Source organism: Arthrobacter sp. TRD_SC_6 (assembly GCF_055361185.1).
The window spans coordinates 343,017-356,574 of sequence record NZ_CM143953.1 but is presented as its reverse complement, the minus strand read 5'-3'; the positions used below and the strand labels follow the sequence as shown (position 1 = coordinate 356,574).

Here is a 13,558-nt window from a genome sequence, read left to right as displayed (position 1 = left end):
GAGTCTGAGTGAATTCAAGTTTCATGGACATATGACTACATTAAAGACTCTCGTAATCGGCGGCACTGGACGAACTGGAGCCCGAATAGTTCAGCGGCTACGGAACCGTGGTGTGCCCGTCCGCGCCACGTCCAGGCGCGGCAGTCATCCCTTCGAATGGCATGAGCGTTCCACCTGGCAATCAGCGCTCGACGGCGTCGGGTCAGCATACGTTTGCTACTCACCCGATCTCGCTTTCCCGGGCGCCGCTGAGCTGATCGCCGAGTTCTCCGGCGAAGCGCGGCGGGCAGGTGTGCAGCGGCTTGTTCTCCTGTCCGGCCGCGGCGAGGAGGGTGCGGTGGCGAGCGAGCAGGCGGTGCAGGAGTCCGGCGTCGAATGGGCCATCGTGCGCTCGGCATGGTTCGCGCAGAACTTCAGCGAGCACTTCCTGCTCGGCCCGGTCCTGAGGGGGCGGCTGATATTGCCGGCGGGCGCCGTCGTCGAACCTTTCATTGATCTGGACGACCTGGCGGAGGTGGCCACGCGCGCGCTGGTAGGCGAACTTGAGCCGGGCCGGGTCTATGAGCTCACCGGCCCGAGACTGCTTTCCATGCAGGACGTCGCCGCGGAACTTTCGACGGCGACTGGCCGCCGCATCGAGTACGTGGCCGGTACGCCGTCTGACTTCGTGGAGGATGTTGCGGCCGATGGGATTCCGGCGGAGGACGCCGAGCCGTTGGCCGAACTGTTCGAGTCGATCCTCGACGGACGCAACGCGTCGCTCACCGGCGACCTAGCTGCAGCGCTGGACCGCGAACCGACCGACTTCGCGGACTATGCCCGGCGCGCTGCGGCGACGGGCGTGTGGAACGTTCCCGCACGGGCAACAGTATGAGCCTCCTCGCAACCGCCGCCACAACTGTTGCCGTGGTGTGTGCGGGCGCTACCGGTGGCGTGTACATCGCGTTCTCGGCAATCGTGATCCCAGCGCTGAAAGCCCGCCCGGCCGCGGAAGCGGTTGCCGTGATGCAGCGCATCAACGTCCACGCCGTTCAGCCGCCCTTCATGAGCGTGTTCTTCGGCGGTGCAGTTGCGTCAGTGGCGGCGGCTGCAACTGCCGGAGCTTCGGAGCTAGCCCCACTTCGGGTGGTCGGGGCCGTGCTGTCACTGGCGAGTTTCGGCGTGACCGTCGCCGCCAACGTCCCGCTCAACAACGCCCTCGCCCGGATACAGGCCGGGGTCGACGACGACGGCGCGTGGCGCACTTTCGCGGGCCCGTGGGGTCGCGCGAACTCCATTCGGGGTGCCCTCGCGCTCGCAGGTGCGGCGGCGTTGGCGGGGTCTCTGGCCAAGTGAGGCGGCCGGGCTCCGGCGTCCAGGCTATAGATCCTTGCGCATGACAACCCGCCGCTTGGACGGGTGGCTGACTACGCGGAACCCTGCCTGAGCGAAGGTCGCGACGGTACCGACGTGCAGCTCTTCCTCGATGACCGCCGTCGTCGTGATGGGATAGCCCTCCACCGCTCGCGCGCCCCGCTCCTGCGCGTACCGTGCGGCAGCACTCGCCAGCACCCGGCTGATACCCCGTCGCCGGTACCCGATGCGGGTCACAAAACACGTGATAGCCCATACGCTGCCATCCGTTTTGTCTTCCGCCCTGTCTGTCCAGGGGACACGGCTGTTGCGCAGGAGCCCTGGATACGCGGTGCGGGGCTGAACCGCGCACCAGCCAACAGGCTCGTCATCGAGGTAAGCAACAATGCCGGTTGTGTCACCCGTTGCCGGGTCGCCAGAGTGCGTTTGTTGGCGCAGCCGTTGTGAACGCTCTTCTGCGGGAAACGAACTGAAGCTCTCTCTTGGCAGTAGCTTGTACCGCTGACACTGACATCTGTGCGGTGCACTCGCGCTGAGCACCAGCTCGAGATCCTCCCAGGGCGACTCGCTTGCGGGGGCAATCCGTAAAGATGCAGCAGTGATGTTTGTGGTGGGTTTTGACATATGCAACCAGTCCCTCAATAACCCGACAGCTGTATCAGAACCAAACTAGCGAAGCGCGCGGACGAAAACGCGTACTGGAGTGCTCGGACACGGACCGCTCCTGATTATGTTCTCCATCAGACATGATTCGGGCGATCAATAGTGTGTTTCACTTGAATCTCCGGTGTTTCACCGAACAATACTCACCCACCGAGCGGCGATTTTCGCTGTAGGACAGTAGATCAGGTCAGATCCTCATGCCGGATGAACAGGAATTAGCTCGGGAAGCCGAGCAGGACAGTGTGACCGCTGTGCTCCAGGACATGGTCCTGGAAAGTGAGGACGTCCAAATTTTCCTTCTGCGGATGGTTGAGGTAGCGGCGAAGGGCTTCTCGGGTGAGTACGGCGAAGTGTTCTGCGGTATAACCCTACTGCGGCCGCAATCGATGGTGACGGTGGCGAGCAGTAGCGAAGAAGCGCAGCTCATGGACGAGATCCAGTATGGCTTCGACGACGGACCTTGTCTGCGGGCCGCCCGCGAGGGCTACCTGGTGCACATCCCTGATTTCCTCACCGAAACACGCTTCCCGGAATACCGGAAAGCGATCGCAGCACATGGAATCCGATCAGCCCTGGGCGTCCCCATCGAACTCGATAACGGCGCCAGCGCAGGGTTGGACTTCTACTCCACCAGGCCCAACATCTTCGACGACAAAGGCATAGCGGTCGCCGAGGGATTCGCGCGCGAAGCGTCCCGTTCGTTGATGTTGGCGGTACGCATCGCCAACATCACAGACGAGGCACGTCACCGCCGGATTGCGATGGAATCACGCACCGCAATCGATATGGCGGTGGGGGCGATAATGGCGCAGAACCGGTGCGGCCAAGATGAGGCCATCGACATCCTCCGCCGCGCTTCGTCTGCCCGGAACATCAAACTCAGGGACCTGGCCACTGGAATCCTGGCGTCATTGAGCCAGTCAACGCCCGTCCAAACCCACTTCATCTAAGCCGACCAGCCCACAGCCTCATCGCCCGGAACTGGGTTCAATTTGATTGCGCATGAGTGCTGTTCCCTCTGAAACTCCCGGTCGGCACCTTGACTCGCCGTCCAACCATCACAACTAATTGTAAGTGGGCTTAGTAGTGGTGGATCAGTTAAGAAGCCAGCTGAGGCGCTGCCGCTAGCCTAGGGCCGGTCACACGGCGAGAGCCGCGCGACCAACCCTTTAGTCCCTGATTCAAGGTAGAGAAGATAGGCGCGCCTTCAGGATGCCGGCTTGCCGGGTGCTCCCGATTCGTAGACTGGTTCGATGAGCCACGCTGAAATCGTCGAGGGTTGTGAGATTATTCTGGTGAACGACCACGGCGCGGTCCTCTTGCAGCTACGCGACGACAAGCCCTCGATTCCATTTCCTAATATGTGGGCCATCCCGGGAGGAATGCTGGAGCCGGGGGAGTCGGCTCGGGACTGCGTTGAACGTGAGGTGCGCGAGGAACTGGGTGTCACCCTGCCGGTCGGATCGATTCGTTTCCTTGCGCGGGCGAAAAGGTCCTATGGGGTCGAGCACATAACACCCCGACCGTTGTCCGCGCAACGGTCAGCCCCGATATCGTTGCTTCCCGTACTCTCCTTGGGGGCTATGGGTTCGCGGAAGTCGGGGAGCAATGGGACGAGGATGATGGCCTGGAACTGATTCTCGAAGTGGCAGCTGGTTAGCGGGGCCTGGGAGTTCGGCAGTTCACGCTGATGACTGAATCCCGCCAGACACCCTTGCCCGGTAGCTGGTGAGCTGTAGGCATGACTACTTCTTCGCCCAGCACTATTGGCACAACCGCTACTTTTCGGGAGCTCTGCCATGAGCGGTCCCTTGTCCTTCCCAACGCCTGGGACGCCGCCTCAGCGGTATGTGCCGCTCGGGCAGGAGCCCGTGCGATTGCAACGACCAGCGCCGGAGTGGCTTGGGCCCATGGAGTGCCCGACGGCGGCGGGCTGACCCGCGAGCAGGCCCTCCGAGCGATTGCCGATATCGCGAGCGCCACTGATCGACCTGTGACGGCCGACGTCGAGCATGGGTACGAGGCTGAATGCGCTGAACTCGCGGACTTCGTCAAGGCGATCGTCGACCTCGGTGTCGTTGGGATCAACATCGAAGACTCGGTTGACGGGGCTCTTGTGAAGGCGGAGCTACAAGCCCGGAGGATCGCAGCCGTCCGCGCGGCAGCCGGTTCGGCTGGCGTCGACCTCTTCATCAACGCTCGCATCGATACGGCGTTTTTCGGTTCGAAAGACGCGACCCAAAGAGACGCCGAGTGTCTCTCCCGGGCCGCCGCATACATCGATGCTGGAGCCGATGGGATTTTCGTGCCGGGGATCGTCGACCTTCCCACAGTGACCGCATTGGCGGAGGCGTTGGTTGTCCCACTAAATGTGATGGTCGGGCCGGGCAGTCCACCAGTACGCGAACTGCTGGACGCAGGCGCGGGGCGCATCACGACGGGTATGGCCGGAGCTTTGGCCGCCTATTCGCAGGTTGAATCCGCAGCCCGTGAGTTGCTGCACCACGGAACATATAACGCCCTTAGCCCGGCGCTGGACTTCGGGCACTTCAATGCGTCGATGCGGTAATAGAGAAGCGTTCCCGCAAAAATCTGAGACGCCTCACGGCTTACCAGGCCCCGCAGGCATTGAGGCGCCGTAGGCTCGACTGACGTGAAAGCTCTCTATGTCTCGGCAATGGCGTTATAGGTAGTCCAGAAATCGTCCATGGATTTCGGTTGATCAATGAGAAGCGATTCGAGGTAGAGCAGGTGAGTGTGCCAACCATGAAGATAGTTGGTGGTCTCGCTCCCTAATCCTGTGTGCTGCAAGTCCAGTTGTGTGTGACCGTCATTATCGTTGAGAGTGACCCGTAGGTAGGACTCGCGCTCGTCCGGAAACTTCCACGTCATGGATAGCAGAGCGCCCGGCGCGCATTCCCGTATGAGGCTGGTGGAGGAGTAGTTTTCGGCGTGTTCGACCGTTACAACCTCCCCGACGACGAATCTTCCACCTGTCAGGCGCCCCAGCCAGTGCGGCATCGCATCAGCGTCCGTCAGTCCCCACCACACCCGTTCCGCGGGCACGGCCAAGGACCACCGGTGCACGACCTGCCCGGCATCGTCGTTGAGGGCGCAATTCAGAAGGGGCATAGCGGGAGTCTAGTGCGGTGGTGTTGTTCTTTACCTGTCTTCCGATACTGGCGCTCTTTGGGTTCGCCATAGCGCTGGAAATACGACGGCGGCACTTGGGTGCCGTTGACAGGTGCGGAAGAGTACGCTTTCCGAATGCCGAGCCCAGCGTTCTTCCTCTACACCCGAACCAGCGACGTCGCCGCTTCACGCAGGTTCTATTCCGATCTGTTGGGGCTCAAGCAGATCTGGGACGAGGAAGACAACATCGCCTACGTCCTCGGCGATTCTGTGCAGTTCTCCGTCACCCACGACGCCGATGCGGCCCCTGACACTGGGTGGGCGCATCAACCGGGTTGGACTGACGCAGTCCATACCGAACTTGTTCCACGGCCCGCAGCCGCGTCGTGGAGCATCCCGTTCTCCCCGGACTTGTTCGCGCGGGCGGTCAGCCGATTACAAGAAGCAGTAGTCACGGCGCTCCGCCCCGACCCTTTTTGGGTGGGTTACTGGAGCTACGTTGTTCAGGACCCGATGGGCCAGACGGTCGAGCTGACGGATCCGGAGAGCGCAGGTCCGAGTAAGCGGGTTGACTATCGCATAGCGCCAAGTAGGTGACGGCGCCACCTTAGGTTCTCAGCCTGATGACCTATCGAGGTGCGCGGTGTGGTTCAGCTGTATGACGCAGCGGTCGTGTGTGGCGTCATCCTCTCGCAAGGGAGTAATGCCTCCTGGCGTCGCGAAGAACTTCACGTCCCCGGCGTCGTCCAGCGGCAATTTGATCCATGCGCTTATGAGGCTATGACCGGACGGCGTAACACCAGTCCAACCGAGCTGGTTGACCTTCACACTGTGGCAAGGGGTTGAGTGAGTGACGACATGTTGAGCATCGGAGAAATCGCACACAGCACCGGCGTCTCGCGCCGCATGCTTCGACATTGGGAGCAGCTCGGACTGATCGAGCCCGCCCGCGTCGATCCCGCCTCGGGCTACCGGGGCTACGATCCGACGCAGACGGGGAGGGTCAAAGCCGTCGCCGCGTTGCGCGAGCTCGGATTCGGGCTGGACGACATCAAGGTGATGCTCGATCCGCAGATTGGGAAGGCGACGTTGGAAAGCGTCCTTCGTACCCAGGAGCGGGTGCTCGAACAGCAGATCTCCGAAGCTTCAACGCGTCTTGCCCGGGTCCGGGAGCGCCTGGACCTCCTCGAATCGAAAGCCCAGGTGATCGCCGTGAACCTTACCTATCAGCCACTTCCCGCCCTGCACCTTTCCGGCGTCCAGGCGCGCGTCCGCGACGAATCGGACATCCCAGCGGCGGTGACGATCCTCCGTGAGCAACTGAACCAGGCGGTTGGCACTGCCGGACATCCCATCATCCTCATCTTCGATGGGACCGACCCGGAGACGATCGCCGTAACGGCGGGCGTAGAGACGCCTCTCGACTCACTCGCACCAACCACGGTGTCAGCGGTCGACGACGGCGTTTCGGTCCAGTTCAAAGAGCCCAACGACGTCGCCGACGCGTGGGTGCTCATCGACTCCCACCTTGAGCAGAAAGGGCAGCGAACCTGCGGCGTCTACCGCCAGCTCGTTGCTGTGGACGGTTCCGTAACATTGCAGGCCGGCGTCCGTAAAACGGGCGTGAAGGAAACGGCCCGTGAATGAAACGGCTTTCCTGCCAGCTTAGAAGCAGTTGACATCGTGCAGGGCGGGCCAGACAGGGTTCCCGTTCTCGCCGTGCACAACCAACGATCCACTGCCGACACCCCACGACAACCCGTATTGGCCGTCCTCGATCGGGCGGATGCCATCGTCAGCCGTCCAGGAACCAGTGCGCCAGCCAAGTCCCCACGGCTGCACTGCGTAGACCTCCCCGTGGCCGCCCATGAAAAATGAGCCCTCGCGCACCACGGCCTGACATCCATCGGGTCCGGCCGGCTTCAAGAGCGTGTACGTCGTGCTGTAGGCAGCATCTCCGGCTATGGCGAGCCCTGAACCGGCAAGGCCCAGGCTGATGAGCAACCACGGAAGGAAGGCCGTCGACCGGCCGGCCGGGGGTGATCCGTGATTCTCTTCACCGACGCGCACACCCGGGTCGATGACCGCAAGCACCACCGAGGTTATGCACAAAGCGCTGGCGACGGCCCACGCAGGCAGGATCAATCCGCCCACCACAAAAATCAGCCCGCTCCAGCCCAACACGACGATCAGGACCGCGGATAGCCCAACGATGGCGGATGCTCGGCTGAAACGCCGCCGTGCAGGATGAATTTTGGTACTTTGGCTGGACCCCATCGTCCGAGCCTAGCCAAGCTCCGCGCGGGTGCCGGACCAGGCGGCGCGACTTGGCGCCGTCGTCGTACTCTCTGAGCGCACCACGGCGGCACTTGAGTACCGCCGGGAGGCGCGGTTGTCTTGGGGGTCGGGTTTCGTAAGCTGTAGCTGCGACGAAAGGGAGTGCGATGGCTGAGGCAACCGTGGACGAGGTGCTGGCCGAGCTGGCCACGCTGGAAGACCCGAAAATGCGTGCGGTGAACGAGCGGCACGGCGATGATTTCGGCGTGAACCTGACCAAGCTGCGAGCCGTGGCGAAGCGGCTGAAGACGCAGCAGGAACTGGCACGCCAGTTGTGGGGGACCGGAGAGACCGCCGCGAAGCTGCTGGCACTGCTGATCTGCCGGCCGAAAGAGTTCACGCGGGTTGAGTTGGATTTAATGTTGCGTGAGGCGCGCTCGCCGAAGGTGCAGGACTGGTTCGTCAACTACGTGGTCAGGAAGTCTCCGCACGTTGAGGAGTTGCGGGTTGCCTGGTTCGACGACGCAGACCCCGTTGTGGCGAGTGCGGGGTGGGCGCTGACGTCGGAGCGGGTGGTGAAGAAGCCTGAGGGGCTGGACCTGCCCGGGTTGCTCAACCTCATCGAGGCGCAGATGAAGGACGCTCCGGACCGGCTGCAGTGGGCAATGAACACGTGTCTCGCACAGATCGGGATCGAGCATGCCGAGTACCGTGCCCGTGCGCTGGGGATCGGGGAGCGGTTGCGGGTGCTCGAGGACTATCCAACATCCCCGGGTTGCACATCGCCGTATGCGCCAATCTGGATCGGGGAGATGGTGAGGCGGCAGGAGGACTCAGCATGACGAAGACGGCCAACAACTCACTATGGGAACTGGCGCACGCTGAACGGGCTGCGCTGGCAGAGGACCTCGCCGCGCTCACCGCGGAGCAATGGCACCAACCGTCACTGTGCGGGCGGTGGAATGTGGAGCAGGTGGTCGCGCACATCACCGCGGCGGGCAGCCTGAACCAGTGGCAGTGGTTACGCAGCATGATCGGCGCAAGGTTCCGGCCCGACGTCCACAACCAACGGCGCCTCGATGAAAACCTCGGCAGCACTCCAGCCGAGACCCTCGACCGGTTCCGGGGGATCATCAACACGAGCGTCGCGCCGTCGTCGGACCTCCCGGCCTACCTCGGCGAAGTTGTGGTGCACGCACAGGACATTCGCCAGCCGCTCGGGATAGCGCGTGAACCGCGGGTTGAAGCGCTGACACCAGTCGCAGAATTCTACGCGAGCCGCAACTTCACGGTGTCCAGCCGGACGCTCGCAAAGGGCCTGCGGCTGAAGACCGACGACGGTCCTTTCTGCTCGGGGGAGGGCCCGCTGGTTTCCGGGTCCACGCTTGCGTTGGTCATGACGATGGCCGGCCGGGCAGCCTATCTTGAGGGGCTGGATGGCCCGGGTGTGCCGGTTCTACGGTCGCGTATCGAGGGCAGCGCGCTGTAGCGGCGGGTCTTTTACGAGAACGACGACGGCGACGCAGCGCTCGGTGAACTGTTCATCTTCCGGACGGATCCAGTTGATCGCCACTCCCTTGCTGTGAAGTGGATCACGTGTAGAGTCCCGCTCATGGACATGCTGACGGGAAAACAGATCGCCGAATCCAAGTTGACCGACTGGCGCAAGCTGGCCCAGGGCCTACACGCCCGCTATCTGATTGAGGATTTCAGCGCCGCCGCGCGGTTCGTCGTAGCGGTGGGAGAAGCAGGTGACACGCTCGGTCACTACCCGAGCGTGTCAATCGGTCACGGGTACGTCGACCTGAAGCTGATCAGTCAAGACGCCATCTACCGCGACGGTGAGGGCACAGAGCACGTCGTTGAATGGCCGACCCAGCAGGACGTGGACCTTGCGCGCCGCATCTCCGAGGTCGCGGCTAGCTTCGAGGTCAAGAGCGACCCAGCCGCGGTCAGCGTTATCGAGCTCGGCCTGGACACGGCACAGTCCGCGACCATCGCCCCGGTGTGGACCGCCCTGCTGACCGGGAATGCCGGCGACCAGGGCCGAGGGAGCCCCAGCGATGAAATCCGGGACGCCACGGGTCGGGTACCGAACCTGTGGTTCGGGGACGCCAGCGAGGGCGATGCCCCAGGCCAGCGGTTCCACGTCGAGGTCTACGTGGCGCCCGAGGTGGCCGAGCAGCGGATTGCGGCCGCCGTCGCAGCAGGTGGGACCGTCGTCGACGAAAGCAATGCGCCGGCGCTCACCGTAATCGCCGATCAGGATGGGAACAAGGGGGTTCTGTGCGTTGACACATCCGCGGTGGCGAAGGACTAACGTATGGTTGACGCGCCGACCTACTCCATCGCACCTCTCAGTTCCGAAACCCTCCACCACGCAAGCTAGTACGACGCCACCAAGGCCGCAGACCCCGACTAGCGGCTCATGGTCAAGTCCGTCGATCCTGCCTGAGGCTGGTCATCACCGGAGCTGCCGACTCAACGGTCCCGCAACGCTTGCCCCAGTTCGACGAGACTTGCCGCCGTCATATCCGGCGCTTCGAAAAGGCCAGGGTATGACGCCCCCGAGCGATTGATCCAGGCCGTCTGCAGGCCCGCGCGAGCCGCACCGTGAATGTCCCAGGGATGAACGGCAACCAGCATCATTTCACCTGCATCCGCCTCGCATTCGCGGATCGCGTATTCGTAGGCGCACGGTGCGGGTTTCCACGCCGGTGCGTCTTCAACGGACAACAGCCGGTCAAAATGCTCGCGTACGCCGGCACGGCTGAGTAGCCCGTCCGACGTTTGCACCGAACCATTCGTCAAAGTTGCTAACCGGTACCCGTCCGCCGAGAGCTGGCGAATGCCGGGTACGACGTCGGCGTGTACGTCGAGTGCGGCCATCGCCTGCATGACCCTGCGGACGGCGTCGTCCATGTCGAGCTGCGGGTCCGCCGCAGTGACCAACCCGCGAAGGACCTCGGCCGCGACATCGGCGAAGCGCTGGTTCGTGCCGGAGGCTGCCAACGCGAAGCCGTCCCTCAGTACCGACGCAAACCACAATTTCGCCATCGACTCGGGTAAGCCGACATGCGCGAACTCCCCGCCGATCGGCGACATATCGGAGAGCGTTTCATTGACGTCGAAAACAATCGTTGACGGTTTGCTGGTGGTCATGGTTCCTCCCGCTCGTGGTGTGTGCTCCTGTCGCGTCAGCGCGTGCGCAGGTCGATGCCCAGGTGGATCGAGATGTCGCTATCCGCGTAGTGGCCGAAGGGCGGCACGTCCTCGTAGCCGGCTGACCGGTAGACGTGGAGCGCTGCGGGTTGTTGCCCGGTGGTTTCGAGGATGAGCGTGGTGACGCCCGCTGCGGCAGCAGAGGCTTCCAGCCAGGCGAGGATTGACCGCGAATAGCCCCGACCCCGGGTGTGCTCCACGACGTACATGCGCTTCACCTCGGCGCGGCCGTCATCGAGGAGGCGCCAGCCGCCCATGGCAATCGGCTGGGCCTCGAGGTAGCCGACGGCGAAGTCACCCTGCGGCAGCGTGAACTGCTTGGGCTCGATATGACCCTCATCAGGCGAACCGAAGATGCGAACGTACTCCGCCTGCACCTGGTCGAGCAAGGTGGCAACATCGGGGTGCTCGTATGGCCGGGAAACAATTTTCACCGTTTCAAGGTACACCGTCCACAGCGGTGCCTTCTGGCTGCGGACAGTCGTGAGGGTTGATCGGGAGTTTCAGTGCTGTTCACCTACTCCCATGTGAACGTTTCCGGGGCGCTGGCAGGGTGGATGAAACCAGGACTGTTCCGTTCCCACCCTCCTAGGAATGACCTCGATGAAAATGTTCGCACCGATTGCCACCACCGTCGTATTAGCCGGGGTGGGTATCACCGCCCCTGCGGGCGCTGCGCCGGCCGACCCTCAGGCACCTGCGGCCCATGCCAAAGCACCGGGGGCCATCCAGAACTACCCATTGAGCATTGATTCCGGGTCCTGGGATGCCGGGCACATCCAGGGCATCGCGATCGATGAGAAGAACGGGTACGTCTACCACTCGTTCACCGACATGCTGGTCAAGACCGACCTCGAGGGCAACGTCATCGGCACGGTCGAAGGGTTTACAGGCCACTTGGGCGATCTGGACTTCAATACGAAGGACGGCCGCGTCTACGGCTCGCTCGAGTACAAGGCCGAGGAATCCTTCTACATAGCGATCTTCGATGTCGACCAGATCACCGAGATAGGCATGGACGCTGAGGACTCGGGCATCGTCACCGCCGTCTACCTGGAGGAAGTCGTCGAGGACTACACCGCCGACAGGAACGGTGACGGTCGGTTCGACGGGAACACCGGCAACACCGCGGATCACCGGTACGGCTCCAGTGGCATCGACGGCGTCTCCTTCGGACCGGAGTTCGGAAAAAAGAACAGCAAACAGCAGTTGATGGTCGCTTACGGTGTCTACCGCAACAACGCCCGAACTGACAACAACCACCAGGTGCTCCTGCAGTACGACGTCTCCGGCTGGAAGAAGTACGAACGCCCGCTGACCCAGGCCGACCCGCACACCTCCGGCCCTGCCGACGAGGACGCCAAATACTTCATCCACACCGGCAACACCCACTACGGCGTGCAGAACCTGAGCTACGACGAGGACACCAACCTTTGGTACATGGGTGTCTACCGCGGCAGCAAGGCTGAGTATCCGAACCGGACTCTGTACATGGTGGACGGGTCCGATGTCCCTCAAGAGCAGGTCATCGAAGGACAGCTGACCGAGGAAACCGGGCTGGTGGTGCCGCTCCTGCAGCAGGGCATTCCCCACGAGCCCACCGGAATATACGGTTGGGAGTTCAAGTCCGACGTCGGCATAGAACCGATCGGCGACGGCTACTTCTACGTCGCCCGCGACTTCGACGACCACAGCAGCGGCCACAAGCAGGAAGCAGCCACGCTGGAGCTTTACCGCTGGACTGGTGAAGGAACATCAGGATTCGAGAAGGTTGTCCGTTAGGAGTATCTGTCCGCTCCCCTTGGCGGACTGTTGGCTCGCGGCTAGGACCTCTTCAGTGATTGGTCGGTAACCTCCGAAACCAGAACGGTGCGGCCAGTCAATGCTGCTTTCTGCGCCGCTTCAACCACGGCCAAAGACAGCGCGCCGTCCTTGACGGTCACTTGAGGCGCCGATGTACCGCGGACGACGTCGATGAAATGGTTCAGCTGGCGGGTGTACGAATCTCCGGTGCCTTTGGGTTGATAGTTCATGCTCAGAGGCTGGCTCCAGTCAGACACTCCCAGGTGGTGGTACTTTGCCAGTTGGGGAAAATCGAGTGCCCCGCGTGTGCCGGCTATCCGGTAGCAGGACAGTGAAGGATTGAACGGAAAGGCAGGGTCGTCTTCGGTGACCTGGTCCCAGCCCCAAGGCGCTGGGACGGCATCGGAGATGATGAAGGAGCCGAGGGCGTCATTCTCGAACTCAACGATCACACTGGCGGTATCCTCGACCGCAAAGTTGCGGGTAGCGTTGCTGGTTTTCGCCTGAACGGACACTATCTCCCCGCACAAGTGACGTAACAGGTCCAGGTCATGCACCAGATTGATCATCATTACGCCGGCGCCCGGTAGCTTGCGCCACGTTTGATCGAAGTAGTCATCCGGCTTTTTGGTGAGCCAGGTTCCGCTGACCGCCACCAGGGTACCCAGCTCACCCTTCGAGATGATGCCTTTGGCAGCTTCGACTGCGGGGTGGTGACGACGATGGTGCCCCATCAGGACTGGTGTCGTGCTTGCCTCAGCGGCTTGAACCAGAGCCGCGGCTTCCGAGTAGCAAACAGCGATGGGCTTCTCAAGCAGTGCGGGTAGCCCCGCGCTCAGGCAATCCAGGGCCGTGGAAACGTGGGAGCCGTTTGGGCTGGCGATGATTACGGCATCCACACCGCCAGCATCAAGCAGTTCCTCATGATCGGCGAAATAGAGAACACCGTGCTGTTCCGCCAAAGCGGTAGTCGCAGGATCGGCGACGGCGACGAGCTTCGCTGACGCATTTCGGCTGATCATGTCAGCATGCTTGCGCCCCATGATCCCGGCGCCGATTATCCCTATCCTTATAGGAGGGGTGCGGTCCTCCTGTTCAAGATTCACTG

17 protein-coding genes are annotated in these 13,558 nt (G+C 62.5%); 11 read left to right on the top strand and 6 right to left on the bottom strand.

What is annotated here, in order from left to right:
- Window positions 1-31 precede the first annotated feature (31 nt).
- Both ACWA1U_RS01745 and ACWA1U_RS01740 read left to right on the top strand, forming a co-directional pair.
- Window positions 32-874: a Rossmann-fold NAD(P)-binding domain-containing protein gene (locus ACWA1U_RS01745; protein ID WP_463723626.1), complete on the top strand. Its 843-nt coding sequence runs from the start codon at window positions 32-34 to the stop codon at window positions 872-874.
- On the top strand, window positions 871-1,335 hold the full coding sequence (locus ACWA1U_RS01740) for an anthrone oxygenase family protein (RefSeq protein ID WP_463723625.1): 465 nt from the start codon (window positions 871-873) through the stop codon (window positions 1,333-1,335). Before ACWA1U_RS01745 ends, ACWA1U_RS01740 begins: the two co-directional genes overlap by 4 nt.
- A gap of 24 nt (window positions 1,336-1,359) precedes the next feature.
- On the opposite strand, the gene ACWA1U_RS01735 is transcribed toward ACWA1U_RS01740, so the two are convergent.
- Window positions 1,360-1,977 carry a GNAT family N-acetyltransferase gene (locus ACWA1U_RS01735; protein WP_463723624.1) on the bottom strand — a complete coding sequence of 206 codons (618 nt, stop codon included), beginning with the start codon at window positions 1,975-1,977 and terminating at the stop codon, window positions 1,360-1,362.
- Between the two features lie 236 nt (window positions 1,978-2,213).
- Between ACWA1U_RS01735 and ACWA1U_RS01730 the strand changes: the two genes are divergently transcribed.
- The 3 genes from ACWA1U_RS01730 (at window position 2,214) to ACWA1U_RS01720 (ending at window position 4,585) form a co-directional block, all read left to right on the top strand.
- A complete protein-coding gene (locus ACWA1U_RS01730; protein WP_463723623.1) occupies window positions 2,214-2,966 on the top strand; it encodes a GAF and ANTAR domain-containing protein in 753 nt (250 codons plus the stop codon).
- A 303-nt stretch (window positions 2,967-3,269) separates the two neighbouring features.
- Complete coding sequence (locus ACWA1U_RS01725; RefSeq protein ID WP_463723622.1) at window positions 3,270-3,653, top strand: NUDIX domain-containing protein; 384 nt, start codon at window positions 3,270-3,272, stop codon at window positions 3,651-3,653.
- Between the two features lie 104 nt (window positions 3,654-3,757).
- Window positions 3,758-4,585, top strand: coding sequence for an isocitrate lyase/PEP mutase family protein (locus tag ACWA1U_RS01720; protein WP_463723621.1), 828 nt, complete (start codon window positions 3,758-3,760; stop codon window positions 4,583-4,585).
- Between the two features lie 95 nt (window positions 4,586-4,680).
- On the opposite strand, the gene ACWA1U_RS01715 is transcribed toward ACWA1U_RS01720, so the two are convergent.
- Window positions 4,681-5,148: an SRPBCC domain-containing protein gene (locus tag ACWA1U_RS01715; RefSeq protein WP_463723620.1), complete on the bottom strand. Its 468-nt coding sequence runs from the start codon at window positions 5,146-5,148 to the stop codon at window positions 4,681-4,683.
- A gap of 135 nt (window positions 5,149-5,283) precedes the next feature.
- On the opposite strand from ACWA1U_RS01715, the gene ACWA1U_RS01710 reads away from it, so the two are divergent.
- The gene (locus tag ACWA1U_RS01710; RefSeq protein WP_463723619.1) at window positions 5,284-5,745 is read left to right on the top strand and encodes a VOC family protein; all 462 of its coding nucleotides are present in this window, start codon (window positions 5,284-5,286) and stop codon (window positions 5,743-5,745) included.
- Between the two features lie 249 nt (window positions 5,746-5,994).
- Window positions 5,995-6,795 (top strand): MerR family transcriptional regulator, encoded by an 801-nt coding sequence (locus ACWA1U_RS01705; protein WP_463723618.1) that lies wholly within the window; start codon window positions 5,995-5,997, stop codon window positions 6,793-6,795.
- Between the two features lie 18 nt (window positions 6,796-6,813).
- Here the strand turns inward: ACWA1U_RS01705 and ACWA1U_RS01700 are convergent, their stop codons facing one another.
- Window positions 6,814-7,425, bottom strand: a complete 612-nt coding sequence (locus ACWA1U_RS01700; RefSeq protein ID WP_463723617.1) for a hypothetical protein — start codon at window positions 7,423-7,425, stop codon at window positions 6,814-6,816.
- Window positions 7,426-7,592: 167 nt separating this feature from the next.
- Between ACWA1U_RS01700 and ACWA1U_RS01695 the strand changes: the two genes are divergently transcribed.
- The 3 genes from ACWA1U_RS01695 to ACWA1U_RS01685 all read left to right on the top strand — a co-directional run bounded on the left by ACWA1U_RS01695 (window position 7,593) and on the right by ACWA1U_RS01685 (window position 9,745).
- Window positions 7,593-8,267 (top strand): DNA alkylation repair protein, encoded by a 675-nt coding sequence (locus ACWA1U_RS01695; RefSeq protein ID WP_463723616.1) that lies wholly within the window; start codon window positions 7,593-7,595, stop codon window positions 8,265-8,267.
- Entirely contained in the window at window positions 8,264-8,914 is a 651-nt protein-coding gene (locus tag ACWA1U_RS01690; RefSeq protein WP_463723615.1) for a maleylpyruvate isomerase family mycothiol-dependent enzyme, read from the top strand. Before ACWA1U_RS01695 ends, ACWA1U_RS01690 begins: the two co-directional genes overlap by 4 nt.
- Before the next feature lie 123 nt (window positions 8,915-9,037).
- Window positions 9,038-9,745 carry a 4a-hydroxytetrahydrobiopterin dehydratase gene (locus tag ACWA1U_RS01685; protein WP_463723614.1) on the top strand — a complete coding sequence of 236 codons (708 nt, stop codon included), beginning with the start codon at window positions 9,038-9,040 and terminating at the stop codon, window positions 9,743-9,745.
- A 161-nt stretch (window positions 9,746-9,906) separates the two neighbouring features.
- On the opposite strand, the gene ACWA1U_RS01680 is transcribed toward ACWA1U_RS01685, so the two are convergent.
- Both ACWA1U_RS01680 and ACWA1U_RS01675 read right to left on the bottom strand, forming a co-directional pair.
- On the bottom strand, window positions 9,907-10,587 hold the full coding sequence (locus tag ACWA1U_RS01680) for a haloacid dehalogenase type II (protein ID WP_463723613.1): 681 nt from the start codon (window positions 10,585-10,587) through the stop codon (window positions 9,907-9,909).
- Window positions 10,588-10,622: 35 nt separating this feature from the next.
- A complete protein-coding gene (locus tag ACWA1U_RS01675; RefSeq protein ID WP_463723612.1) occupies window positions 10,623-11,081 on the bottom strand; it encodes a GNAT family N-acetyltransferase in 459 nt (152 codons plus the stop codon).
- A 160-nt stretch (window positions 11,082-11,241) separates the two neighbouring features.
- Here ACWA1U_RS01675 and ACWA1U_RS01670 point away from each other — a divergent pair, with 160 nt between their 5' ends.
- Window positions 11,242-12,429 (top strand): hypothetical protein, encoded by a 1,188-nt coding sequence (locus ACWA1U_RS01670; protein ID WP_463723611.1) that lies wholly within the window; start codon window positions 11,242-11,244, stop codon window positions 12,427-12,429.
- A 41-nt stretch (window positions 12,430-12,470) separates the two neighbouring features.
- Here the strand turns inward: ACWA1U_RS01670 and ACWA1U_RS01665 are convergent, their stop codons facing one another.
- Window positions 12,471-13,556 carry a Gfo/Idh/MocA family protein gene (locus ACWA1U_RS01665; RefSeq protein ID WP_463723610.1) on the bottom strand — a complete coding sequence of 362 codons (1,086 nt, stop codon included), beginning with the start codon at window positions 13,554-13,556 and terminating at the stop codon, window positions 12,471-12,473.
- Window positions 13,557-13,558: the final 2 nt, after the last annotated feature.